Here is a 25,322-nt window from a genome sequence, read left to right on the forward strand (position 1 = left end):
CTGGCCTCACCATAGGTGACGGTGATACCTGTCACCAGGCGCTCGCCCTTGTCGGTCGTTGTAAGCAACTGATCGGCACCCAGTTGCATCTTCCAAATATCGATGTCCTGATCGGAGCCACTTGTCGATACCGCCGCGTTGGCGCGGCTCCGTATGCCTTCCGTGCGTCCCCAAAGACCGTTACCTTCGGGATTACCCCCGGCAGCCCAAGTGCGGTTACCGACGCGCTGCTGGAGCGTGGGCAAGGTGTTAAGCGATTGCAGGTTCGCGCTATAAACCTCATAGATCGGTACACCGGGCTGGTAAAGCGGTGACGGATCGGTATCGCCCGGAATGAGCAACGCCGAACGCAGATACCAATCGCCATCGGCGGGATTGGCAACGCCATTCTTGTAGAGTCGATAGCCGTAGGCACCAGCGATTACCGCCTGTTCGCCGTCGAAGACGTAGTCACCTTCAAGCACAAAAGTGCCGTTGGATGCGCCGGTGACGTCTATGATCTTGATGCCCTCGATCGTTTGGCCACCCATACCATTGCGGTTGAGGACCTCGACCTGTGTGGTGCCGGACGTCGCACCATTGACGATGAGGCGGCTGATTTGCGAGCTATCGTTTCCCAAAGCGGCAACGATTTCCAGTATGCCGCCATTGCCGGCGTAGCTGCCGGCCACGGTGAGTGTGCCAAAGGCCTCGCCCCCAGGCGCAATGACCCCGCTATTGGTCACGCTACCGACCTGGCCCGTTCCCTCCAGGCGCCCGTTTGTGCCGACGGTCATGTGACCACCGAGCGTCCCCTGGACGGCAAGCGTGCCGCTTGAAACCGTTGTTGCACCTGTGTAGCCACCACTTTTTCCTGCGAGAAGGAGCGTGCCGGTCCCGGTCTTCGACCAGTCGCCGTTACCCGATAGTGAACCACTGAGCGTCAAGGTCGTGCTGTCCGCCGTCGAGATGACACCCTTGCCCGCCACCCCAATGTCGCGTACGCTCGTAAAGCTTGCGGCGGTCGCAAGGGTGCCCCCGTCGAGGATTACGCCGCCGGCGACGTCCCCTAAATTGGCATCGGCGGAGATCTGAAGCGTGCCGCCCTTGATCAGCGTACCGCCCGTATAGGTGTTGGCGCCATCAAGTGCGAGCGTACCTATGTCGGTCTTGACCAGTTGCGTTGCACCGGTCAGCGTCGAGCTGATCCTTGCAGTGAAGCCTGCTCCGGTCTGTGTGCCATCGCCGACCCGGATGACCGACTGCGGGCTGATCAGCGTCAACGCTTCGCCGGCGATCGTGTAGCCATCGGTCGCAAATTGCAGGCCCGAGGCCGTGACGGCTCCGAAGCCGTTTTCGATCGTGACCGCGCCGCCTTTGCCTGCGAAGATGGCGAACGCACCGTCAGCATAGCCGGCATTGACCGCCCCGCTCGCATTGGTCCAGTTGTCGGTACCCCTGCTGTTCCGCCAGACGCCGCTTCCACCGCTGATTTGCTCGTCGTTCTTGGCGCCACCGCCACCGTCCCAGTAATTCAACGTCGCACCGCCCGTGTTGACCAGGTTGACCTGATTGGCCACCGCGGTCTGGATGAAGGCATCGGTGCCGGTCGGCAGCGTGCCAACCTCGAGTCGGTTGTCGGTCAGAGTGCCACCATAGTTGGCGATGCGATAGGCGCCGATATCGAAGCTGCCGCCGGTCGATACTGCGACATTCAGCGTACCGTCGAGAACGAGAGCGCCGCCGACATTGACGAGATCGTTGAGTGATCCACCCGTAACACCGGCCTCGCCAAGTTCGAAGTTGAGCTGAGAGCCGGCGGCAAGCGATAGGTTTCCGTTGATGGTGAGCGTCCCCGATGCGTTCGCTCCAGGTGCGAGGGTCGCGCCGTCGGCGAGCGTAACATCGCCGCCGATGCTGCCCGAACCGCCGAGCGTCGCGCCGTTGGCCACGCTGGTCTCGCCTGTCGCCGCTCCATAGTCGCCATTGACCAGCAGTGTGCCTGCAGTCACGCTTGTTCCGCCGCTATGGCTACCTGTTCCAGAAAGAACCAACGTGCCCGCGCCGTTCTTAACGAGCGCGCCTGCACCCGAGATCGTGCCGGTCAGCGTCAAGGTCGTGCCATTATCCGTCAGAAACTGGCTCAAACCCGTAAGGCTCAGCGTCCGTACCGAGGTGATATCCGCAGTGGTATTAAGACCTGCGCCATTGATTGCAAGACCACCGCTGGCGGCGCCGAGATTGCTGTCACTCGATATCCGGAGGAAGCCGCCATTGATGATTGTGCCGCCCGTGTAGCTGTTGGTCCCGCTCAGCACGAGTGTGCCGAGGTCGGTCTTGACCAGTTGGGCATTGCCGGTGAGTTCGGCCTCAACCTCAGCGGTGTAGCCGGCGCCAGCCGCCGTACCGTCACCAACCCGTATTACCGACTGCGGTCCCGTGAGTGTCAGGCGATCACCCGTCACGACATAGCCGGTGCTCGCGAACTGTAATCCAGAGGCCGTGACCACACCCAGACCATTATCAATCGTGACAAGCCCAGACGTTCCGGCGAAGACCGCGAAGCCGCCGTCCGAATAGCCGGCATTCACGGCGCCGCTGGCGTCGGCCCAGTTGCTGTTGCCCGTCTTGGACTGCCACACGCCATTGCCACCATTGACAGCATTATTGAACTTGGGGCCGGCCGCCCCGTCCCAAAAATTGAGTGTCGCGCCAGTGGTGTTGATCAGGTTGACCTGGTTGGCTACCGAGGTCTGGACAAAGATACCGGCGCCGACCGGCACGGTGCCAACCAAGAGCCCATTATCCGTCAATGTGCCGCCATAGTTGGCGACGCGATAGAGCCCAATGTCGAAACTACCGCCGGGCGCCGTGGCAATATTGATGGTACCGTCGAGGGTCAGACTACCGCCGACATTGATCAAATCGTTAAGCGGTCCACCCACGGCATTAGCCTGCCCAAACTCAAAGTTGAGTTGCGAGGTGTTGCCAAGCGCAAGAGTGCCATTGATCGTCAGTGTGCCGGCGCCGTTGCTGCCGGCCGCCAGGGTGCCGCCAGCACTCATATCGACATTGCCACCGATGATGCCGGTGCCGCCCAGTGTCGCCGTCGCCGAGACGGTCGCGGTGCCGGTCGCCAGCGACTGGTCGCCGTTCACGAGCAGTGTACCCGTGGCGACGTTGGTGGCACCAGTATAGCTGTTGGCGCCGGTCAGGATGGTCGTGCCCGATCCGGACTGTCGCACCGATCCTGTCCCGGAAATCAGGCCGGCGAGGACAAGGCTGCCCGAGCGGTTGAACTCCAAAGCGCCGTTATTCGTGATGTTGCCCGCAAGGCTGCCGGTCGCCCCGCCATTGCCGATCTGGAGGCCGCCTGCGGTGATCGTTGTGCCGCCTGTATAGGTGCCGGTGCCGGTCAAGGTCAGTGTGCCAGCACCAAGTTTGGTCAGCGCACCAGTGCCCGAAAGATCGCCATCGAGCGTGATCGCATCCGAACGGTTCACCACCAAGGTTGCGTTGTTAAGGATGTCGCCCGCGAGACTGCCGCTTGTGCCGCCATCACCAATCTGGAGCGTGCCCGTACTGATCTGCGTGCCGCCGGTATAACTGCTGTTGCCGGTGAGCACGAGCGTACCGAGATCGGTCTTCACCAGTTGAGCGGTGCCGGTCAGTGCGGATGCGATGGTCGCGGTGTAACCGGCACCCGCCGCCGTGCCGTCGCCCACGCGGATGACCGATTGCGATCCGGTGAGACCGATATTGCCGCCGGTGAGGATATAGCCGTCGCTGACAAACTGCATGCCCGAGGCAGTCACCGCGCCTAAGCTGTTGTCGACCGTCACCGTGCCCGGCGCGGCCGAGAAGATTGCGAAAGCGCCGTCATTATAAGCATTGTTGAAGGTACCGGAGATGTCGGTCCAGTTATCATTGCCAGCGCTGTTTTGCCAAACGCCGCTGCCGCCATTGACGAAGCTATCGAGCTTCGGACCCGTACCGTCCCAGAAATTGACCGTCGCCCCGGCAGAATTGACCAGATTGACCTGGCCCGCAACCGATGTTTGGACGCCAACGACGCTGCCAGCGGGCATCGTGCCGAGGGTCAGGCCGTTGTCGGTCAGCGCGCCGCCATAGCTCAGAATACGGTAGACGCCAGTGTCGAAATTACCACCAGACGAGACCGTCACGTCGATCGTGCCATCGAGTGTCAGGTTGCCGTTTACAACCGTGAGATCATTGAGCGGTCCGCCGGCTACGCTGGATTGGCCAAACTCATAATCGAGCAGGGAGCTGTTGTTCAGGGTGAGATCACCGTTGATGGTGAGCGTGCCAGGGCTATTACCGGGGGCCAGAACACCGCCATTGGCAATGGTCACATTGCCGCCGATGGTGCCGCTGCCGCCAAGGCGGCCGCCGTTCAGCACGCTGGTCAATCCGGTCGCCGCCGACTGGTCGCCATTGATCCGCAGGGTGCCGCCCGAGACCGTGGTGGCGCCCGAATAGCTGTTGTTGGCGCTCAGGACGGTCGTGCCCGCCACCTGGTTGACGACGCCAGCGCCGCTCAAAAGCGTCGCGAAGCTGTAGGCGGAATCGGTGTGGTTGAAGTTGATGCGCGATCCGGTGCCGCCAAAGACAAGCGCTGCGGCGTTGAACGCACCCGTGCCTGCGGCCGATTGCCCTTCGGCGCCGCCGAGGTTGAGGATACCGGTCGAATTCGCACCATTGCCCAACAGGAGCGACCCGCCGACACTCGCTTGTCCGCCATCAGCGAGCGTGAGCGCGCCCGTGCCCGCACCACTGCCTATGACAAGGTTCCCGCTCGTGGTCAGTTGCGAACCCGTGCCCGAGATGGTCACTGCCCCCGGTCGCGCGGCCGAAACCGTTCCCGCCGTAACGGTGGAGAAGCTTCCCGTGCCGCCATTGGTCAGCGAGAAGTTGCCATTCGTTATCGTCAGCGAGCTGGCGCTGGTCCAGTCGCTTCCCGTCCCGTCGATCACGATAAAGGGCGCGGTCGTATTGCCCGCAGTGGCACCCATCGCACTCGCCGCACCGGTCGTCAGCTTGCCACCCGCACTCACGTTCACGCCTGCTATGAGGGTGTTGCCAGCCGTGGCTACCGTCAATGCACCGCCAATATCCGCCAATGACCCGGTTCCAGAAACGTTCAGTGTCGTCAGGACAGGCCCGGCAGGAGCGCTACGTACAACCATGTTCCCGGTCGTGCGAACCACGCCGCCGTTCTGGATATTCACGCTGCTGGCAACGCCGGTGGCAGATTGCGCTGTGATCGTCGTGGCGTTGAACACGGTTCCTGCGCCATCGACGGTGAGCCTTGCGCCACTGAACAGCGATGCAGCTCCGGAGGTGACGGTGGCCCCGCCAGCGATGCGGATCTCGCCGCCGCCACTGGCATTGGTCGCCCCGCCATAATTGCTGTTGCCCGTGAGCGTGGTGGTGCCGCCGGAGATACTGTTGAGCGAGCCGGTGCCGGTAATCGCGCCAGCGAAGGTCGATGCGTCCGAGCGGCTGAACACGAGCGTGCCGTTGTTGACCACGTCGCCCAGGATTGATCCCGTCGTGCCGCCAGCGCCGAGTTGCAGTATGCCAGCGGTGATCGTCGTGCCGCCGCTATAGGTGTTCGCACCTGTCAGGATCGTCGTGCCGGAACCGATCTGTGTTACAGCACCGGTCCCACTGATAAGGCCGGCATAGGTGAGTGAATTGCTGCGGTTGAACGCCAGCGTGCCGGCGTTCGTCACATTGCCGATGATCGAGCCAGTCGTGCCACCGCTGCCGATCTGCAGCGTGCCCTGCTGAATATCCCAGTTGGTCGTCGCGGTACCCGCACCGGTAAGGGTCCAGGTGCCTGTCCCCATTTTCTGGAATATATCGAAATTCTGGTATTGCGCGGCGGCGCCGATCGTCGAGACATCGAACGTCGCATCCGTGGCCCCGCCGAGCCGTAGCGTATCATTCACATTGGAGCTGCTCGCAACAACATTGCCCTGGATGGTCGATCCGGCCTGGAGTTCCAGCGTCAAGGCCCCCGTGCCCATTTGCAGGGCATTGGCCTGGCCCGTGCCGGCACGCAGGATGCCACTGTTGACCAATGACACTTTGGCGCTGCCTGTCGCGAGCACGGCCACCGCACCGTTGCCGCCTTCTATGGTGCCGGCATTGACGACCGGCTGGGTGTTGAGGCGCAAGGTAACACCCGCGCCACCCAGCGCCCCACCCGTCCCGGTACCGCCGCGGATCGTGCCGGTGTTGATCAGGGTGTCGGATCGGGAGATGGTCCCCATGTCGACCCCGGATCCGGCCAATGCGCTTGCGCTCTGACTACCCGCCCCCTGGATGACGCCATTGTTGATCAGCGTCCCGCCGTTGCTGATCGTCACGCCGCTGATCGCTACGGATCCCGAATAATTCATTCCGGCGCTGATCGTCCCGTTATTGATCAGGGACGAATTGGGATCGTACACACGGGCGCCGCGCTCGGCCTGGCCTCCCCCTGAGCCGCCATCGCCGCCTGTAATCGACCCGCTGTTGATGGCCGACGCCCCGCCGTTTACGAGAAGCCCCACCTGGCCTGCGGTCGTGCTCGCCGGGGCACCGCTGGCGCCGGCTATCGTGCCGATGAACGTCAGGCTCCCGGCACCAGACGGACCTGACATCGTCGGCGTGCCGCTGAGCGTGAAACCCTGAGTATCGATCGTGATGGGTTTGACAGCGGTCGGTAGATTGGTCAGCGCAAAGCTGGCCGAAAGTGTGATCGTGGCGCTGGGATCGGTGGTATTGGCGTTGGCCGCTGTGATGGCGTCCCGGAGTTCGTTCCCGTTGCTGACTGCGTAATTTTCGGCAGAAACAGTCGACGAGAAGGCGCAGGCCATGGCGAGCGCTGTCCAGGAGATTCCGCTGGCGAGCTTGCTGACCCCGGCGCGTCGAGCGCGCACAACTGACTTGTCCGGCTTCGCCGCCATTTTGTCGCTCCTGCCCGGATTCGCGGGTGTCGTGCCGCAGCACCACCTATCCCACCAAGGGATACCGCAAAATTACCGGTCATTTGTTAACAAAGCGTCGATATGTCAGTCTTGCAACAATTTTTCGCAGTATAACCATCCAGAGATACTTGTTAGTTGTTATTATATACTTACATAAGCTGGAACGTCATAAATCGAAGCATTTTACAATTTTAACACATACTGATCTGAAGCAGGGCTTGCGCAACAAGCTTGGCACTTATTTCTGTAAAATTGGAATTTATAGGTGTCTGTTCCTCTAATGACGCCTGCCATGAAAGGTTTGGCTGACCGGCACGGCAAGCTCAGTATGCCGTACGCCTCGATGGGCCAGGCATGACCGATCATCTCACCCTTTCTGTTATGCATAGCCTTATGCCGAATGATCTTGAAGTGCAGCCTCAAGGGCCCGACACTAGATATTCGACACGAACCAAACCACGAAGCCTGCCACGCCAAGGAGTGCAAGGCCGAGGAATGCGCGCACAATCGGCGGGTCCTTAGCGGCAACATCTTGCGGCCAGGGCAAGGTCAGCGCCCTCAGTGCGGCGACGAACGCGGCTGTGGCGCCCAGCACGCGCACCCAATCGAGCTGTACCCAGAGCCGCGCCATCGCAATCGATTCAGCATCCGTTATGCTGTTCTTCGGCGAGCCGATGCCATGATAGAAGAGTGCCGCGTTCATCGGCCAGAACGCGGCCACCGTCAGGATGAGCAATGTGAGAATGCCAACCGACGGGACGCACAATAGCCAACGATATCGCCATGGTGTGTTCCAGCCTGCAATGAGCGCTCCGAAGCCCGCGACCAGCATTGCCGCCGAGAACGGAATGAAGAACACACCCGTGTCGACTGGCCACGCCTTGCCATAGGGCATCATCGCGAGAGATTGGGGTGGATTGGCACTCCAGGCGCCCGCGAGGACAAGCAGGTCAAATAGCTTCGCACCGACCAGCGGCCCTCCGGCAAGCACCGCGAGCCATAGAAATACTCTTGTTGTTCGCTCTCTGGTCATAAGCATCCTCCAAGATGTTAAGTTGGGCATGCGCGACTATGACTCGGATTGATGCCTTCTGCCAGTCACCACCCTCAGGCAGAGGCTGTTCGATATCAGCCATGTCCTCAGAACCGCCACAAAGAGCCGGTTGGTGATCCCATACGGCGCACCTCGATGCAGGGTCATAAACTGCGCTACGAAGGCAAAGGCGAGGAGTCCAGCGAAGATCAGCGCCGGCGTTCTGTGTTGGCGCCAATCGAGGCTACCCCCATAACTGAAAGCCAGACACAGGGTCGAAATGAAGATGCTGGCGACATTCACCAGTAAACTGATCGTATGAATGTTACCGGTTTGGGTCGGGGGTGCGGTTTCAAGATTGGTCGGGAACAACGCGGTCACGATAAGTCCGGCGAAGGCGATGAGCAGGAGAAACGCGCCGATCCGGCCCAGCCATGATTTCGGCCCGGCCTGCAAACCGATCGCCAAACTCAGACAACCAAGGGCGATCGAGACGAAGGCTGAGCGCGTGGTGAAGGTGCTGTTCGATGAGTTCGAGGACGTCACCAAGACCAAGCTATCGGACAAACGCAAGCTCGGTCGTATTTTGAAGGTTATCCTTTTCGGCTCCTATGCTCGCGGCGACTGGGTGGAAGACCGGCTTTCGGGCTGCCGATCTGACTATGATCTGCTGATCGTCGTCAACAGCCACCAGTTCACCGATTTGCACGAATATTGGGGCAAGGCTGACGAGCATTTCATCCGCGAGGTGACGGTCACCCAAAATATCAAAACGCCGGTCAACTTCATCGTCCACGATCTGGCCGATGTAAACGACCAGCTTGCCAAGGGGCGTCCGACTGCACCCGTTCAACTTGTTATTTGATCCCAAGATTCTGCTTGCATTTCTGGGGGCGTCCACACACGGACATTCAGCTTTCACTACGAAATTTCGAAACCGGACAAAGCGCCAAGACCTGCACTTGAGCAAGTTTCCTTATGATCAAGACCGAGGAAAGTGGAGCACCTTTTTGCAGCCGATAGCTGAAACCCTTGATGTGTATTAACGCGATCGTCGATGACGGAAAAACCGGTTGCAAAAATATAACAGCGCTGTTATTTATTTTTATGGCTGCTCCCCATCGCACACTCGGGACACTGCTGCGTCACCTGGTCGAAAATCTCGACGAGGCGGTAGAGGGCGCCTACGTCGAGGCGGGACTTGACTACCGACCTCGCTACACACCTGTGCTTCGCTCGCTAATGGAGCTGGGCCCCTCATCGATCAAGGCGCTGGCGAAGCACGCAGGTCTAACCCATTCGGCTGCCAGCCAGACGATCGCTCAAATGGCGCGCACGGACGTTGTTGATCTGCGGCGAGGCGTAGACCAGCGCGAGCAAGTCGTTTCGATGACGGCGAAGGCCGAGGCAATGATACCAGTGTTGAAGCGCATCTGGCTTAACGTGAACACGGCGGCTGACGCGCTCGATGCTGAGCTGGCCTTTCCAATTTCGCGTATCTTGGAAGAAGCCATTGATGCGTTGGAACGCCGACCTTTCGGCGATCGGATCGCTGCGGCGGCAATGACACCGGAAATCCTGTAAAATAGTTTAGATGGCGGGTGGGCCGCTAAAATCAGAGGAGAATAACATGCGTCGCTTCAGATACCTGGCTTTCGTAAGCGCGGTCGCAGTTTTTGTGTCGGTGGCGCTTTCAGCCCCTCATATCGCATCAGCGCAACCTGCAACTATAACCACTCCGTCCTCTCCAGTTTTCGACGCCGCGGCCAAACGTCAAGCCATTGCAGCGGCCGGCAAACTACTGACCGACGATTACATTTATCCAGATATCGGCATGAAGGCGGCTGCCCTGCTCACCCAGAACCTCAACAGTGGCAAGTACGACGCGATTGCCACGCCGGCCAGCTTTGCAGACCAGCTGACCAAGGACCTCCAGAGCTTGACTCATGACAAGCACCTGCGCGCTTTCGCCGCCGAGCCAATGGCCGATAAGCCTTCCGGCCCGCCGCCGTCGATCGGCCTTTACGCCTTTATGCAGGCCGACCGGCTGAAAGGAAATATCGGTTATATCGTCCTGAACGGTTTCATGCCCAAATCGTTGTCCCGCCAAGGGGCCGATAAGGTGATGAGCCTTCTGGCGTCAACGGACGCCCTGATCATCGACATGCGCGGCAACGGCGGCGGCGATCCGGCGGCCGTTTCCTATCTGGTCAGCTTCTTCTTTGATGGGAAGACGCCTGTCCATGTCAATGACCTAATCTGGCGTAAGCCGGGCACGACGGATTACAATCGTGAGGTCTTCTCGACCGAGCCGGTTCCTACAAGCTACCTGAATAAGGCGGTTTATCTTATCACGGGTCCCAATACATTCTCCGGCGGCGAAGAGTTTTCGTACGACATGCAGACCCTAAAACGCGGGACCCTGGTCGGTGAAGTCACCGGCGGCGGCGCCAATCCCGGCGGCACACAACCGATCGGTTCCGGTCTTGGCCTGTTCGTGCCGAGCGGCCGCGCCGAAAACCCGATAACCCACACAAGCTGGGAAGGCACGGGCGTCCACCCGGACGTCGCCACCGCGCCGGCGCTGAGCTTTTCCACGACGTATTCTATGGCCTTGCGTGCCCTTGGCCGTCCCGTCCAGGCGGCTGCCGACACGCCCGAAGCCGTTACCGAAGCCCACCTGCTGGTGCCACCCCGCTCGACGGCCGCGCCGGGCAGCGAAGCCGCGTTGCGTAAATGGGAAGCTGGCATGGCCAGCGGTCATCCGCCGCTTGAGATGATGACTGAAGACATGGTCAAGGAGACGAAAGAGGATTTAGACTTCGTGCAGAGAGATTTGAGCCGGCGTGGCGCACTTACGGGCGTGACCTTCATTCGCGTCGATATAGGAGGCGGCGACGTCTATGACTTCGCCTTCGCCGACAAGAGCACTGTGCGCTTCACCATTGTGCTCGCACCGGACAGCAAGATTTCCGCAGTCCTCGGGCAGCCGTACTGACGTCCTGCGAGACATGCTTCAGGCGCTCGACGAACAGCTAGTTTCGACAAGCCACGGCGGCCTGCCACCTCATGCCTGCCATGGCCGATGGCCGCGTGCCCGACGATATCGTGGGCGGCGCCATGGGGTGGTTCGCCGGGCAGCAAATGGCTGCCTATCAAGCGGACTTGAAAAGGCTGGGCACTCTCAAGGACGTGTATTCGTCGAGGTCGACGACCTCAGCCAGGACGTCTATGAGGCCAGGTTTGACAACGGCACGCTTGTTTTCACTGTCGCCATGGAACCGGGCGGCAAGATCGCCGCATGCCAGTACCGGCCCAAATAGGTCGCGATGCCATATGACAGCGGCGCGGGCTCGGAAGCCCCCCCAACCATTGGGCGAATGCGCCACGCCAATAGGAGGCGTTGCGACCGCTCCTGCATGTCCGCTCGGTTTAAGGCGCCGCGAGCTAGCCACTTCCGCATTAGGCAATAGTCGTCGACGCCTGTGCGCCCGAAGCATGCATTGGATTCTGCGAATGCCCTGAAAGTCGTTGACTCAGTTCTGCCGTGAGTTACGTTTTGAACATGACCTTACGCCAATTTCTCCCCATAGCCCTTTACGGATTGCTCAGCATCGCGGCCACTGACTCAAGTGCGCAGTCTCCAATCAAGCCCCCTTCAATTACGGAACATTTTAGGCTGCAACAACATGGAGGCGGCCTCGGAGTTCAAATTGACGAGTCCGTTGTGGTCCTCGCCGAAGAGGACATGAGCGAGGGGCAACAATGGGTTATAGAAAGGCAACGGCGAGACCGAAATTGGTGTGGTAAGAAGTCTGACGAAGGTAAGTGCTTAGAAAGCGACGAAACTGTCCATGATTGGGCGACATCTATGAATTGTCCTGAATTGAGTATTTATGTTGAGGGTCTCGCGGATTTCCGGGAGACTGGACGCGAAAAGCCGGCGGTTTTGATGACGGATGCCGCGCTAATATCGCTCGAATTTGCCCCTTTCTCGGCCAGCGGGAACCATCCGAAAATTTTGAGAGAATACGTTGGTCCGCTCGTCACTTGGTGGCGCGAAGCCGAAGACGGCCTAAAACGCTGTTGGACGCCTTCGCCGCCCGTAATCGACGGCCATACCCTAGATGCACGGCTATCTACCACCGATCAATAATGCCCCCCTTGTCTCGCGCTCATGCCTATTGCGCGCGCCTCCAAGCTGGACGTGACCTCTTTTACGAAAGCTGTAAAATGCGTGAGCGTCCGGGGAATGGATTTTTGAGTTTCGCCGACTGGTGGCCTAGCCGCGAGCGAGGCATCAGACAGCTTTCTCCAGTTTGTTTTTCGCCGGTGGCATAATCCAAGGCAGGAGCTCATGTAGCCGCTCTTTTGGGTAGGCCTTGATGACTGACAGGATTTGCGTGAAGTAGACCTCGGGATTGTGCCCGTGCATCTTCGCCGTCTCGATGAGCGTCAAAACATTGGCGATGCGCTCGCCGCCCTTGTCGGAACCGGCGAATAGCCAATTTTTTCTACCGATTCCAATCGGACGGATCGCCCGCTCAGCAATATTGTTGTCGATCTCGACGCGGCCGTCATCGATATAGACGCTGAGCGCGTCCCATCTGGATAGTGCGTAGCGCATGGCCTCGGCCAGTTTATGCTTCTGCGGCACGGTCGGCAGGGTGTCTTTTATCCAGACCTTCAGGTCGTCCAGTATGGGCCGGGCGTGTTGCTGGCGCATCGATCGGCGCTCGTCGGCCGTCATGCCGCGGATCCGGTCTTCGATATCGTAGAGCGCGCCGATACGAGTCAAGGCCTCCTCGGCAACCGGCGACGCCTTGAGCTTGATGACGTCATGGAACTTGCGGCGCACGTGCGCCATGCATGCAGCCTCGGTGATCTGGTTGCCATAAAGCTTCTTGTAGCCACCATAGCCATCGGCATGCATCACGCCACTGAAGGTGGCGAGGTGATCAGCCGGGTGTACGCCCTTGCGGTCGGAACTGTAATAGTAGGCGACAGCTTTGGGTTTTGGATCCTGATGGCCACTTCCATCGAATACGTACACCCAAAGCCTTCCCGTCGCGGTCTTTCCTCGCCCAGGGTCCAGGACATCAACCGGTGTATCGTCTGTGTGTATTCGGTCGGCGTCGTTGATGTAGGCTTTGATCAGCAGAACAATCGGATCGATCAGCACAGACACTCGTCCGACCCAGTCCGCCATGACGGATCTGGAGATGTCTATTCCCAGTCGATCATACATCTCCGAGAGACGATATAGTGGGATGTGATCATCGAACTTGGCGACCATAATGTGCGCCAGCAAGCCCGGCCCGGGCTTGCCTCGCTCGATCGGCAGTTTTGGCATTTCGCCCGCCACCGTCGTGTCGCAGTCCTTGCATATCATGCGCTTTTCGACGTGCCGAACGATCTTCACCGACTCCGGCACATGCTCCATCACCTCGACGACCTTATCGGCCGCCTTCAGGAACGACGAGCCGCCGCAGGTCGGGCAACTGCATGGTGCTGAGTTTCCTCAGATCGCAAGCCGAAGGTTTAGATGATCGGCTAAGAGATGTCTGGCCGGACGATGACAAGTTCGCGCGGCGCTGTTTCGCGAAGTTGCAACGGGCCTATGTCGAAGCGCGCTATTCAGCGGAATATGAAATTACAGCCGAAGAGCTGGAATGGCTACAAGAGCGGGTTGGCCTGCTGACGGAGAAGACAAAGCAAATTTGCGAAGCGCACATCGCGCCATAATTCTACCTTCCGTCCAAATCGCAGGGTACTGCCCTATCTCGCTATAGAAGGGCCAAAGGTGCGTCCTAATAGTCGATAGATCCAATAACCGATCAATCGCTCAAAATAACGTGGCCGAAAAGCACATGGTGTTCACGCTCGAACTCGTAAAAAAACGCTGCCTGCGCGACCTTAGCTTTGCCCATCATCCAGCTAATCCTTTGCAAGCCATTTAAAAAATTTGAATCATCGTGAGGATAATCAGGTAACATCAAATACCTGTGGTATCGGTGATTGGCGTAGGAGAGTTAGATGTGAAGGTCGACATTTTATACGAAAATAAATTAATAGGACACAGCGACCTGGACTGTGTCGACCCCTCCATGGGAGTGGCCGCTGGCCCCTTCCAGCCAACCGCTGACTATGTGCGCGACTTGCACGCCAGTGCCATTGATGGGGTTTACCAGGAGCGGAGAACTATCCAACTCATAGTTCGCAGCGCCGAGTTTGGTGAGATCGACAGTGAAGGTACAGGGATCGAAGACTTTAGTCATACGTTAGGCGAGATTGAAGTCACTGTACTGGGTATCGCATATCCAGGGTACGAGACCTACTTCGCACACTACCCGAATTATCAGGCGTTCAAACGCTAGACTAGCTTCTACGGTGCACCACAGCGACTTTTTCAACAATATCCGCCCATTGCGGTCATAGCGCGTTGGAGCAGATGCGCCGCCTGTTAGGAGACATTTGCCCCGATTTCCCCTCGTCGGTGATCGCTTTACGCTATGTTATACTGGTTAGATGCAGAACCGAGTTACAGTAGGAGGGCTGGTGGAGAACCCGTAATGTCTGAAGACCCGTAACCCACACATGGCTCCCCATGGAACAAAGGCCACCACACGGAACAAGTCCTAATTCCCTCGTAGGTAGGGCAGACGTATCATGAGACGCCGTGCCAGCGTCAGGGCGCTTGCGGCTTTGAGCAGGCTGAAGGGCGCGCCCGTCGCATCGGCGCGGGCCGTTAGAGCAATGCTTTCGGCGAGAGTCGGAAATCCAGCGTTGTGAAGATCTTTCGCATGGCGCTCCATTTCGCTGCAATCGATGGCTAGCGCGTGCCGCGGACCAATTTCCAACGCATTGAGCACGGATTGCCAAGCCGCATGAACAAGCTGCGACGCCCGTGAAGATGGCACGGAAATGAAAGTTTTCGGCGTGTGTCCCAACGCGGCCTTCATATCGCGCATCAAAAGTGTGGTTTTCTGGGCCCAGCTTCCCAACATCAGGGGACGAAGATCGTCAAGACCGAGATTATAGCCCGTATCCTCGTCGATCAGCGCGACAGGACGGAGACGGAAATCTCGGCCGTCGATAGAGGCGAGCGCCATGATTGTGCCGGACCAGCCAGACTCCGCAACCGTCTGCAACGCCTCAACCAGGGCTGCCCGGTCCCGGCCATGCTCCAGCGACACCGCTAACCACCGTCCTTCGCTGTCCCGCAAAGGCCAGCTCAGAATCTGAGTCAGATCGTCGAAAGCCGGCCTCGCCATGGCAGCAGGCCTAAGCAGGACGGGCTCGGCCCGGCCGTCGCTGATGCGGCTATTTAGCCTCGTGGCCAACCTGTCCCAATGGTCGAACAGGCACGGCCAAGTGTCGGCGACAGTGCGCGTGCCAAGCGCGGCGATCATTACACCTGATGCCGCCGACAGCCGGCCATCGTCCGAGGCCTGCGCCTTGTGGAGCCTCACCTCGGCGTGGCAAAGCTCATGGACGGTCTTGCCGCTCCACAGGCTTTCCTTTTCATAGGCGCGGACGGGATCGAAGCCAGGATCCTGATTGGCGCCGCGAGCCAGGCTAGCCGTCAGCCAGCGATCGGAGGACGCGTCGTAGAAGTAACCGGTGACGCCGCGCGCACCGGCCGGTGTGGTCCATATTTCGGCTCCGCAGCCGGTCAGTTCCAACGCGGCCGTGGCGATATAATCGCGGCGCGCACGCCCGAACAACGCATCCCTGCGTTCGGCGGAAGTGAATTCGTCGACGCCGCGCAAGGCTGAAACGAGAAGAAAGGTGTCGGCCAGAAGTTCGAGACACCCGTCAGGGTCAGATGTGAAATCCCGCCGCCTGCGACTGCGCACGTGGGCGGAGAGGGTGCGCAACATCGCAGCCAGCCGAGAAAAGGAGTCTGCACGCGACGAAACCGACAGCAGAAAGAGACGCTCTTCCAGCGACTCCGGCGCCAGGTTGAAGCCCAGACGTACGACATCTTCCAACGTCTCCGTTACGGTGTCCAGAAACCCAGGCATTGCGCCGGGCACTTCGGTTGTCGCTCCCGCTGGCGCTTCGCTGTCGGGCGGCGCTCCCAACCCGAGATGCGCCCTTGCCACCAGCCAGGCCGCAGCATGAAAAGCCTTGCGCGCGGCCGCCGTGGCCTTGGACACCATGCCATCAAGGCCCTGGCCCGGCAGGATGCGAACGAGGAAACCTTCGTCTGGAAAGATAACCGTGAAGCCCCCGCCGTCCGGAGCCACCTCAGCGCCCGCCGCGGCCAGTTCGCAGGCGGCACGCCAGGCCGCCTTTCCAGCCCATTTGCTTAAGGCCTCCAGCGGCAGGGCCGCAATATCACTGGCCACGCCCAGCCCTTCCTTCTCCGCCGGGTCTGGCATCGCCTGCGTTTGGACGACGAGGACGGCGGCCAGGCGATGACGGCACACGCCGGGCGCCGGGCAGGTACAACTGGCGAAGGACGGCCCCCGCCGGTCGAGCCTGACGGTGTCCCCGTCGCATTCCACGGTCACGGCGTCAGCACTGCCCTCCTGCACCACAGCCAGCCCCGCCTCGACATCGCGTGCGGCGCGACGTACCAGCCCCTTGTTGGCCACCAGGATCAGGGCCGCTTCGTCGAAGGCGGCAAGGGCCGCAGCAAGACCGGCCGGGATCATGCTATCACCTGCCCCAGCCAATCGGCGAAGCGGTCAGGCGTCAGCGCCGCGACCTGCATACCCGCTGCTTGCAGACGTTCGGCGGTCGCGCGATCGTATTCCGGCGTTGCGCCCTCGCCCAAGGCCGCCAGGCCGATCAACTTAACCCGGGCCGCGTTGAGCCGGCGCACCGCGGCAAGCAGCGGTGACACCGGCCCGCCTTCACAGAAATCGCTAAGCAGGACGAAGACGGTCCGCGTAGGCTGTTCGACCAATTGTTCACAATAGGTGACGGCGCGACAGATGTCGGTTCCTCCTCCAAGTTGCACCGACATCAGGACCGAGACCGGATCGTGTGCCTCCGCGGACAAATCGACCACGCTGGTGTCGAAGACGACCAGCTTGACGTCGAGCGACGGCAGTCCAGTTAGGATGGCCGCCATGACCGCCGCAAATAGAGTCGAGTCGAGCATAGATCCCGACTGGTCAACGCAAAGGATGATCCGCCACGGCATGCGGCGTTCGCTGCGGGCGAAAAACCGCAGACGGTCGGCGACGATGACGCCGCGCGTGGTATCGTAGTTTTTAAGATTGTCGCGAATGGTGGCGCGCCAGTCGAAATTCTGCATCGACTTGCGTGGGCTGCGGCGAGAGCGGTTGACGTGGCCCGACAGGGCCTGGAGGACCCGGGGGCGCAGGCGCTGAAGGATTTCCTCGACCACCTTCCTGGCAATCTCTCGAATCTTGTCCTGGACCTGCGGATTGGCGCGCCCCTTGAACGATATCAGCGCCTTGAGAAGGTCGCGATTGGGTTCGAGCGCTCCCAGCAACGCCGGGTCCCTGAGGAGCTCGCTCATGCCCAGGCGGTCGATGGCATGGGCCTGGACGGTCTCCAGCACCGATTGTGGGAACAAGGCCCGGACCTCGGCCAGCCAGCCGAGCGCCGTCAACTGACTGGGATCGAGCGATCCCTTCCGGTCCTTGCCGCGCTTGAGGCCCCGGCCTTCCAGTTCGCGGGCGTAAAGATAGTCGAGCGCCCGGTCGGCACGTGCATCTTGGGCGTTCAGCCGCACGCCGTCGAGGGCAGGCTGGGCATAGCCGCCCAGCACCATGCGCCAGCGCCGCAGGACCTCGGCCTCGTCCGTCATGTCACCCCCGCTTCCGCCAGCCGCGCGGCGACGGCACGGTCGAGCGCCATGTTGGCCGCCATCTCAGCCTCGGTGACTGCGAAGGCCTCGGTGATGCGCGCCGCGTCACCGCCGCGACTGTTCACCACGGTGCGCGCCAGCCGGTCGATGTCGCGCGGATCAAGCCCGGTAAGAGCAAGGCGCATATGCGGCAGAAGGGCCAGAAAATCGTCGGCGCCGACCGCGTCCAGCACCTCATCCATCGTCGCTGCGAGTTCGGGGACCGACCACAGGAGTTCGCGCGACACTGTGATCACCCCGCGCAGGAAGGCCACCCGGTCGCGCGCATCGCCGTAGGCTCCGGCAAGATCGCCGCGCAGACGCGCCCCCAGCCAGGCGGCATCGGCATGGCCGCCGAGCAGCGCCACCGCCGATACAGCGCCGGCCAGCGCCGGATTTAGATCGGCGCCGAGCAGTGCCACGGCGGCATCGTCGAAATCACCTGATGCGATGCCTGGAATCTGCCCGGCCGCCAGTTCGGCGGCCTCACGCAGCGTCACGAACCCGCTGAGCGCATCCGACACCTGGTCTTCGCCGAAGCTGGCAATATTGGGCAGCAGGAATAATGCCCGTCGCCAGGCGTCGCCCAGCCGCTTTTCGATGTCACCTCGTTCGCCTAGCCCCAGCGCCGGCGCATTACGCCAGAGTTGCACCAGATTGCGTAGGGCGCCGGCCACGGTTTTGAGTTCGCTGTCGCCCGCCACCTGGTCGGCAATGAAGGGCAGAATGCGGCCCGTCTCGGCGGCGATACCCGCCTGGCAGGCCGCGATGAACAAGTCGATGGCGGCCGACGCATTGTTGCCCTGCCCTTGTGTTTCGAGATCTCGCAGTCGTCGGCGTGCCGCCACCGCTACGGCACCTTCAACCGTGTCTGCGTCCGTCGCCAGTTCGATTAGCCGAGCCTCGACAGATGGCGACCATGCAACGGACCAGATTTCATGCAGCCGGTCGAGGTCTACGCCGATCCGGAAGTCGGGACCGGCTGTGCGGTGGCCAAAACCCGTTTCAAGGAAGGTCATGGCGTGTAGGAAGCGGCTGGCGTCTCGGTGGCGAGCCTTTCGGTAAAGGTCAAGATCGCGATTGCGCCGTTCGCCGTCGTCGAGCGTAAATCCCAATGACCGTGCCCGCGACCTGGCGGCCTCGACCAGGGGCGGCGATCCGGCCGACGGCGGCACGTCGCCCAACGCACTCCCCGTGAGAAACGCCATTAACTCGCTCATGACCGGCGCCGCGTCTCCGCTATCCTCGCCCTTGAGAAAGGCAGAACGGCAGGCGTCGAGCAGGTCGTCTCGCAGAGGACCGGGGCGCCCGCGAAGCTCCGCCAGAAGGTGGGCGTTTTCCAGCGCCGAACCTACGGTCGGCAAGGAGGGCGTGAAGCCCGGAATACGGTTGCGCACATGAGCAGCGAAGGTGGTCACCAGGTCGGCAGCACAGTCAGCGTAAAGGTCCGGCCCCTGCGCCCGCCGCGCCCAAAGGCCTTCGTAATAGGCCGGGAGCGGCAGGCCCGCCCGATATCCGGTGAGCGCGTTGAGCTGACGGTGGCCATAACGCACCAGATAGGCTCGCCCGCCACTTGCCTTCACAACCTCGCCGTCCCGCCTGTCGAGCAGAGGCGAGGCGTGAAACCCGCCGACCACGGCGACGATCGGCCCCTTGATCCGGTGGCGGGTATCGCGGATCAGGCCGCGCATCTGGGCTTCGCGCGCCAATGTCCCGTCCCCCTCCATCTGCGCCGGATCAGTGCACGCACGGATATGGCCGCAATAGGTGGCGACGCCGCCAAAGAAGGATCTCCAGTCGGTCAGATGCAGTTGTGTTTCGAACAGGTGGTCCCAGACCTCGTTGCCGTCGCGGCAGCCCAATCGCCTGCACAAGGCGCGCACATAATCGTTGCTGGTCAGGCGCTTCTCATCCTCCGACTGGGGTGCCCGGGCGTCGTCGTCGTCGCGCATTACGCGATGCGACATCGGCAGGTCGATGAAGGCGACCGGCAGCCCCCTCTCGGTCCCCAGGGTCAGTGCGACATATTCGGGACTATGGGCGCAAAAGGGAAAATAGCTGACGACGCGACTGCCTCCGTCCTCGCCCTTGCGTTCGTCGACCGCGACGACGGCGACAGGGGGGACTGTCCCAGCATTGCCCAGCAGCGGAATCAGGGGATCGAAATCGCAGGGCCCTTCTATCAGGATGGCGCCCGGTTGAACCGTGCCGATCAGCGCGGCCAAATGCGCGGCGCAGGCCGGGCTGTGGTGCCGCACGGGCACCACGTAGAGATCGCGCTCCGGATCGTATATGTCCGTCGCCATCAAACCAGCTTAAGCGCGCGGGCCGCCTGGTAGAAGTCGCGCCATGGCCCCGACCGACCGGCGCGTTCCTTGACGATGTGGTCGACATAGGACTTGAAGCGCTTGCCGTCCTCGGCCGAGTCCTTGAGGATCACACCCTGGATCTGGTTGGCGACGTGCCGGCCGGTGACGCGGCCGTCGTCGAGATAGGCGGCGTCCAGCGCGGCCGCATGCAGCACATTGACCGCCTCGGCCGTCGACATGACGGCATCGGGGCGGTTGAGCGCAATGCCATCGCGCGTGCGCCCGGTGCGCAGATCCTGGAAGGTCTGGACCAGCAGTTCGGCGATTTCGGTTTCACCGCTGACCGTAACCTCGGCAGCGCTTAAGCGTTCGCTCAGTTGCTTCAGGATCAGCTCGCGCTCAAACGCCGGGTCTTCGATCGGCCGCACCGTCTCGAAATTGAAGCGGCGTTTGAGTGCGCTCGACATGTCATGGACACCGCGGTCGCGCAGGTTGGCTGTGGCAATTACGTTGAAGCCCGACCGCGCTTGGACGGCCCGGTCCGCCCCCAGCTCCGGTATGGCCAGGGTCTTTTCCGACATGATGGAGATCAGCGCGTCCTGCACCTCCTGCGGGCAGCGCGTTATTTCTTCGAAACGCACGATGCGGCCCTCGCGCATGGCGGTCAGCACGGGCGACGGCACCAGGGCCCGTTCGCTCGGCCCCTCGGCCAGCAGCAGCGCATAGTTCCAGGCATAACGCAGGTGATCCTCGGTCGTTCCTGCCGAGCCCTGGACCACCAACCCGGACTGTCCGCTGACCGCGGCTGTCAACAGTTCCGACAGCATGGACTTAGCGGTGCCCGGCTCGCCCACCAGCATCAGGCCCTGATGGCTCATCAGGCTGACGATGGCGCGATCGACCAGCGGATCGTCGCCGTAGAACTTCCGCGACACCCTAAGGGCCTCGTCGCCTAAGATGAATTTCCGGACAGCGCGGGCGCTCAAACTCCAGCCGGCGGGACGGCGGCCGTCGTCGGCAGCCTTGAGGCGCACCAGTTCGTCGGCATACCGCGCTTCGGCAGAGGCCCGCAGGGCAGTGTCGGCTACCATGGTGTCTTTTTCTCCCACTCCGGATCGAAGCCGGTGCCCTTGGCGGCAATGTCGTAGAGGTCCTGCCGCGTCTCGGCCAGCAGTACTGGCGGCACGTCGTCCAGCGGTACCGGCGCGCCGTGCCAGCCGCTATTGCGCCGCAGTTTCGCAAAGGTTAGTTCCTGCAGGGCGGCCGGCAGGTTCTCCTCAGGCAGCGGGCTGCCGGAAAAATGGATCAGCGCTACAAGGCCCGCGGCGTGATAGGTGCGTTCATAGGTAAAGAATACACCGCCGTCCTCGGCCTGGCCGCGAGTATAGCCCAGCTTGTCGGCGGCGCCGCGCAACTTGAAGGTCTCGATCATCCAGCCACGGCGGTCGTTGACTAACTTGTCATCCTTGGCAGCGGGATCAAAGGCCGGCAAGTCGCGCCCCAACTGGTAGAATGGGGACGAGACCTCGTAATCCGCCAAATGGGTCTGCCATGCCCCGGCCGTTGCAGCGTCGACCAGGCGGCTGTGCGCAAGCTGCACTGCCGTGAAGCGCGAGACATCGACGCGGTTGTCGTCGGCGTCGCTAAGGCTGTTGTCATCCAGCGGCCGGAAGGTCGCCATGCATTTGCCGTCGGCATCCAATCCCATCCATACCAACCGCCGCGCCAAGCGTGCGACGAGCGGGTGCCCCAGCACATAGAGCTGCCAATCCTCGGTGGACCACTTACGTTCCAGGCACATAGCTTCACGCAGGCGCGTGTTCTGGTCCGGTATGACCTGCTTGATCTCTTTGCGCGCGGTCGCAAGTGACTTCTTGGCCTCTTCGATCAGCGGCTTTTCCTCATCGACTCGCGCGGCTGGCAGGGCCTTGACAGGCTGTCCCGAGGCATTGAGCAGGACAAGGGCGTCCGTGGCATCGAGCACCATGCGATAGGTGCGATCAAGTCCACAGTCGAGGTCGGCGGCTCCGGTTTCGTCGAGGCCTGCTGTTGGAATGGTGCGGTCGGCGAGTTCCTCGGTCGTCCAGCCGCGCCGCGCCGCGATGTCTTCGATCAGCGCCCCAGCGTGGGCTTGGACGGTCTTGGCTTTGAAGCGATTTGCCGTGGCTAATACGACCTGGATCGCGGCCGGCGACGGATTGGCGGCCAGCGCGTCAAGCATCGCCTTGGCCTGCGAAACGCGCGAGCCATGATTCTTGAGGAAGGCGCGGCAAAGCCTGGCCGTATCGGCGCCGTCTACACGCGTGGTCAATCCCAGCACGCCTTTGCTGTCGGCAGCGCTGCCGAGATAGGTGTTGAGCTTGCTGGTGCGAATTTGGGCGAACAGCTTTTCGCGATCGGTGATGAAGTAGCTGGCCGACTGCGGCCACTGCTTTGCGTACTGCACATTCTGCTGCAGCGCCGCGTCGACGGTCGATTCAGCGTAGGCATTGGCTTCGTCGAGGGTGCACGTACGCGTATCCTGCGCGATCCAGGCGCTCAACACCAGCAGCCCCAGCCGGTGCGCGTTACCGGGCGCCAGCCGATCGAGCCACAGGTCCATAAGGGCGTTGCCGCCCGGCTGTTTCAGCTTTACCGCCAGAACGATCCACCAGCGCACAAGCACGGGATCGACCGCCATCCCGTCTCGCCAATTCAGCGCGACCAAGACGTCGAACGGGAACCACTCCAGGCCTTTGGTTGTTGTCTTGGCAAGGCCTGCTTCCGCCTCTTTCTTCATGCGGATGGGGTCGAAGACGTCGGACACGTCATCGCCCAGACGTTCGAGAGCCGTGATCAGGGCCGCTCGGGCCACATCGCTCTTTTCGGATTTCAGCGCCTTGCGCAGCGCGGGTATTTCGCTGATGGCACCACGTTGCGCCAGCCATTCGGCGGCTCCAGAACGCACCTCCTGTTTTCCGTCCTCTAGCATGCGGGTTATAAGGCCGTCTATACCCGGTGCCCCCGCCAGCAATTTGCGGGCGTCGGTGCGCGGCCCTTTGCGCGTACTTGTGGCCATCGCCATCAGCGGCATCAGGAAGCGTTGCGGCACCTTGGGCAACGTCGCCAGCAGTTCCAGGGCCGGGCCGACATTCATCGGCTCCTTGCCCGATTGGGGCCGGAAACCGAGCGCCTCTTCCAGATGGTCGAAATGCTGCGCCACCAGCGGCCAAAGGCGGTCGGCGTCGATATTCTCGATCGAACTGCCCCAGCGGCTGGTTAAATGCTCGACGATGGCATCGTCGGAAGTCCAAATGGATTGTAGCATGCGCAGATCCCCACCGCCAGCGACGCGGTGGCGCAATTCAGCGCCGATCGGGCCGTTGATATAGGAACTGAATGCCCAGAACAGGTTGCCGCGCGTGCTCCATATATAGAGATTGACGATATGGCGCAGGGTCAGGGATGGCGACGAAAGGAAGGCCTCTATGCCCGACTTGTCGAAAGGCACGTGGATCTGCATCCACTGGTAGGTCTTGTCGTCGGACTGGCGCGATTTTCCGCCTTCGGCCGCCTCTTTGATCGCGCGCAGCGCCTCGCTGCCCACGGGCGTGAAGCTCTTGCTCCAGTGCCATTTCTCCTTGGTCGCCTCATGCCTCGACTTTTCCAGCGCGGCGTTAAAGCTAGCCATCGACGGCTTGAGCAAGTCGATCACAGATTGCGGCAATGGCGGTGCGTCGGGTGCGGCCGGCACAGGCGGGATATCAACGGTCGATCCGTCTAGCGCGAGGTACCCGGCTTCGCTATCGCCGTCCTCTGCTCGTGCGGCAGCCTGCAGCCCACCGAGCGCGCTTTCGAGCGCCAGCTTGACCTTGGGTGCGCTTTCGGCCAACAGCCAGTCTTGCAACAGCGGGCGGGCGTCATCGCCCAAGGCGCGCGCAGCAAAGGCCACCAGCTTTGTGCGTATGCCGTTTGCACCACCCGCATAGCGTTGGCGCAGCAGGTCCGACAAACGGCCGCCGTCCGCCCCCGTCAGCGCCGCCTGCGCTGCTTCCTTTACGGTCTTCGCAGTCGATACCGCACCGTCCATCAGGAGGTCGAGATAGGTTTCGGTTTGGCCGAAGCGGCCGATGGCTGTCATCAGCTGGGCGCGCGGCTGGGCGGCCAGTTGCGATGCACTTGCCATGATAGCGGCGGCGTTGGCCTTCAGCCACTGGTCGACGCCGTCGAACAGGTCGACGCAATGCGTATTGCCGTAGGCCACCGGGTTCGGGCCGAAGACGATGTCGGTCAGGACGTCGATGCCCAGACCGCGGACAGCCGCCAGGCGCGCTAGCGCCTCCATGTTGCAGACCTTGCGGTTGTGCTCGGCGCGGACAGCTAGGGCATAGCGCAACCAGTCGGGCGACGCATCGCTGCCGATCACCCCCCACTTCTGCCCGGCCAGGGGGTTGAGCGCCGCCAGCACGTCGCCCAGCCTGGCCAGCTGGTCGTCGCCCCATTCCAGGGCCGGCTTGAACACCTCCTTGTAATTGTGCGACACCGGCCAGGACATGCCACCACTGCGCCATTGCTGTTGTGCGGCATGAGTCGACAGGGTCGACAGGACGCCCCCCCCGGCGCCTCTGGCGACATAGGCGGCGATCGCCTTGTCCAGGCCCGCCTGATATTTGCTGAGCTTCTCGAATTGTTTGGCAATGCGGGCCGAAACCTCAGCGGCATTGGGATTGTCGTCGCCGCCGTTTCCAACGTTGCCCTTACCGCCGAATAATTTTGAAAGAATATTCATCGTCCCCCTCTTGTCCCGGCCAGCCCTGACATCAGGCAAGGCATACAGCCGGTACCGTCAGCCTATGCGACCTTGCGCTGTAATTCCAGATGCTTATGCCGGCTTTTTCCATCGGATGAGCCCCATGGCGCGGCGGCCCGACTTAGGTGGACCCCGTCAGTTGGACAGAAAGTGGGCTGACTTAAGATAGAGAGTCTTGCCGGTTAATTGTCGCTGGCGATTTTGCCAGAATGTCGGTGTTTCAGGCTACCATCTTTCCTTGATCGATTGAATCCCTTTCTTGCTGTTGAGGCTGTGGGGATGTGTGTAACGCGCTTGCGTTATGCACATATCCACAGGCGCGGCCCGCTTCAAAAATTTGCCTCGGGGTCTTGTAGTCGAGAGCCTGGTGCTTTCTCTGGTCGTT

The 25,322-nt window shown here is 61.3% G+C and carries 13 protein-coding genes and 2 pseudogenes; 6 read left to right on the forward strand and 9 right to left on the reverse strand.

The genetic code is table 11. The annotated features are described in order from the left end of the window. The 3 genes from B060_RS25450 to B060_RS28540 all read right to left on the reverse strand — a co-directional run. Positions 1-6,956, reverse strand: a 6,956-nt coding sequence (locus B060_RS25450) for an autotransporter-associated beta strand repeat-containing protein (RefSeq protein WP_018083786.1), incomplete at its 3' end; no start/stop codon positions are given. 454 nt (positions 6,957-7,410) lie between these two features. Then, a complete protein-coding gene (locus tag B060_RS0121025) occupies positions 7,411-8,010 on the reverse strand; it encodes an anthrone oxygenase family protein (protein ID WP_081606975.1) in 600 nt (199 codons plus the stop codon). A 36-nt stretch (positions 8,011-8,046) separates the two neighbouring features. Further along, positions 8,047-8,556, reverse strand: coding sequence for a DUF998 domain-containing protein (locus tag B060_RS28540; protein WP_157405693.1), 510 nt, complete (start codon positions 8,554-8,556; stop codon positions 8,047-8,049). On the opposite strand from B060_RS28540, the pseudogene B060_RS25455 reads away from it, so the two are divergent. The 4 genes and pseudogenes from B060_RS25455 to B060_RS0121055 form a co-directional block, all read left to right on the forward strand. After that, positions 8,471-8,848 (forward strand): annotated as a pseudogene (locus B060_RS25455) (nucleotidyltransferase domain-containing protein); the annotation flags it as partial. The gene B060_RS28540 and the pseudogene B060_RS25455 sit on opposite strands and share 86 nt — an antisense overlap. Before the next feature lie 197 nt (positions 8,849-9,045). Continuing rightward, positions 9,046-9,594 (forward strand): helix-turn-helix domain-containing protein, encoded by a 549-nt coding sequence (locus tag B060_RS0121040; RefSeq protein ID WP_018083790.1) that lies wholly within the window; start codon positions 9,046-9,048, stop codon positions 9,592-9,594. Between the two features lie 46 nt (positions 9,595-9,640). Next, positions 9,641-11,008, forward strand: a complete 1,368-nt coding sequence (locus tag B060_RS25460) for a S41 family peptidase (protein WP_018083791.1) — start codon at positions 9,641-9,643, stop codon at positions 11,006-11,008. 561 nt (positions 11,009-11,569) lie between these two features. Further along, complete coding sequence (locus B060_RS0121055; RefSeq protein WP_018083793.1) at positions 11,570-12,166, forward strand: hypothetical protein; 597 nt, start codon at positions 11,570-11,572, stop codon at positions 12,164-12,166. Between the two features lie 144 nt (positions 12,167-12,310). On the opposite strand, the pseudogene tnpC reads toward B060_RS0121055, so the two are convergent. Next, positions 12,311-13,525: pseudogene (gene tnpC / locus B060_RS25465) on the reverse strand (IS66 family transposase); the annotation flags it as partial. On the opposite strand from tnpC, the gene B060_RS0121065 reads away from it, so the two are divergent. Together B060_RS0121065 and B060_RS0121075 are read left to right on the forward strand one after the other, a co-directional pair. Then, a complete protein-coding gene (locus B060_RS0121065) occupies positions 13,516-13,755 on the forward strand; it encodes a HEPN domain-containing protein (RefSeq protein WP_018083795.1) in 240 nt (79 codons plus the stop codon). The pseudogene tnpC and the gene B060_RS0121065 overlap by 10 nt on opposite strands. A 293-nt stretch (positions 13,756-14,048) precedes the next feature. After that, entirely contained in the window at positions 14,049-14,387 is a 339-nt protein-coding gene (locus B060_RS0121075; protein ID WP_026173040.1) for a hypothetical protein, read from the forward strand. Between the two features lie 261 nt (positions 14,388-14,648). On the opposite strand, the gene B060_RS0121080 is transcribed toward B060_RS0121075, so the two are convergent. Genes B060_RS0121080 through B060_RS0121100 form a run of 5 tightly spaced genes read right to left on the reverse strand, consistent with a single transcriptional unit; the run spans position 14,649 to position 24,916 of the window. Then, positions 14,649-16,673, reverse strand: coding sequence for an SWIM zinc finger family protein (locus B060_RS0121080; protein WP_018083798.1), 2,025 nt, complete (start codon positions 16,671-16,673; stop codon positions 14,649-14,651). Then, the gene (locus B060_RS0121085) at positions 16,670-17,800 is read right to left on the reverse strand and encodes a VWA domain-containing protein (RefSeq protein WP_018083799.1); all 1,131 of its coding nucleotides are present in this window, start codon (positions 17,798-17,800) and stop codon (positions 16,670-16,672) included. Before B060_RS0121085 ends, B060_RS0121080 begins: the two co-directional genes overlap by 4 nt. Continuing rightward, positions 17,797-20,145, reverse strand: a complete 2,349-nt coding sequence (locus tag B060_RS0121090) for a DUF5682 family protein (protein WP_018083800.1) — start codon at positions 20,143-20,145, stop codon at positions 17,797-17,799. Before B060_RS0121090 ends, B060_RS0121085 begins: the two co-directional genes overlap by 4 nt. Beyond that, a complete protein-coding gene (locus B060_RS0121095) occupies positions 20,145-21,239 on the reverse strand; it encodes an ATP-binding protein (RefSeq protein WP_018083801.1) in 1,095 nt (364 codons plus the stop codon). Before B060_RS0121095 ends, B060_RS0121090 begins: the two co-directional genes overlap by 1 nt. Continuing rightward, positions 21,233-24,916 (reverse strand): DUF4132 domain-containing protein, encoded by a 3,684-nt coding sequence (locus tag B060_RS0121100; RefSeq protein ID WP_018083802.1) that lies wholly within the window; start codon positions 24,914-24,916, stop codon positions 21,233-21,235. Before B060_RS0121100 ends, B060_RS0121095 begins: the two co-directional genes overlap by 7 nt. Positions 24,917-25,322 lie beyond the last annotated feature (406 nt).

The organism is Asticcacaulis benevestitus DSM 16100 = ATCC BAA-896 (genome assembly GCF_000376105.1).
GTDB lineage: Bacteria > Pseudomonadota > Alphaproteobacteria > Caulobacterales > Caulobacteraceae > Asticcacaulis > Asticcacaulis benevestitus.

Coding starts and splice junctions, on each gene's coding strand:
- B060_RS0121025 (WP_081606975.1), bottom strand. CDS start 8,010: ATGACCAGAGAGCGAACAACAAGAGTATTTCTATGGCTCGCGGTGCTT.
- B060_RS0121080 (WP_018083798.1), bottom strand. CDS start 16,673: ATGATCCCGGCCGGTCTTGCTGCGGCCCTTGCCGCCTTCGACGAAGCG.
- B060_RS25460 (WP_018083791.1), top strand. CDS start 9,641: ATGCGTCGCTTCAGATACCTGGCTTTCGTAAGCGCGGTCGCAGTTTTT.
- B060_RS0121085 (WP_018083799.1), bottom strand. CDS start 17,800: ATGACGGACGAGGCCGAGGTCCTGCGGCGCTGGCGCATGGTGCTGGGC.
- B060_RS0121100 (WP_018083802.1), bottom strand. CDS start 24,916: ATGAATATTCTTTCAAAATTATTCGGCGGTAAGGGCAACGTTGGAAAC.
- B060_RS0121090 (WP_018083800.1), bottom strand. CDS start 20,145: ATGGCGACGGACATATACGATCCGGAGCGCGATCTCTACGTGGTGCCC.
- B060_RS0121065 (WP_018083795.1), top strand. CDS start 13,516: ATGGTGCTGAGTTTCCTCAGATCGCAAGCCGAAGGTTTAGATGATCGG.
- B060_RS0121040 (WP_018083790.1), top strand. CDS start 9,046: ATGTGTATTAACGCGATCGTCGATGACGGAAAAACCGGTTGCAAAAAT.
- B060_RS0121095 (WP_018083801.1), bottom strand. CDS start 21,239: ATGGTAGCCGACACTGCCCTGCGGGCCTCTGCCGAAGCGCGGTATGCC.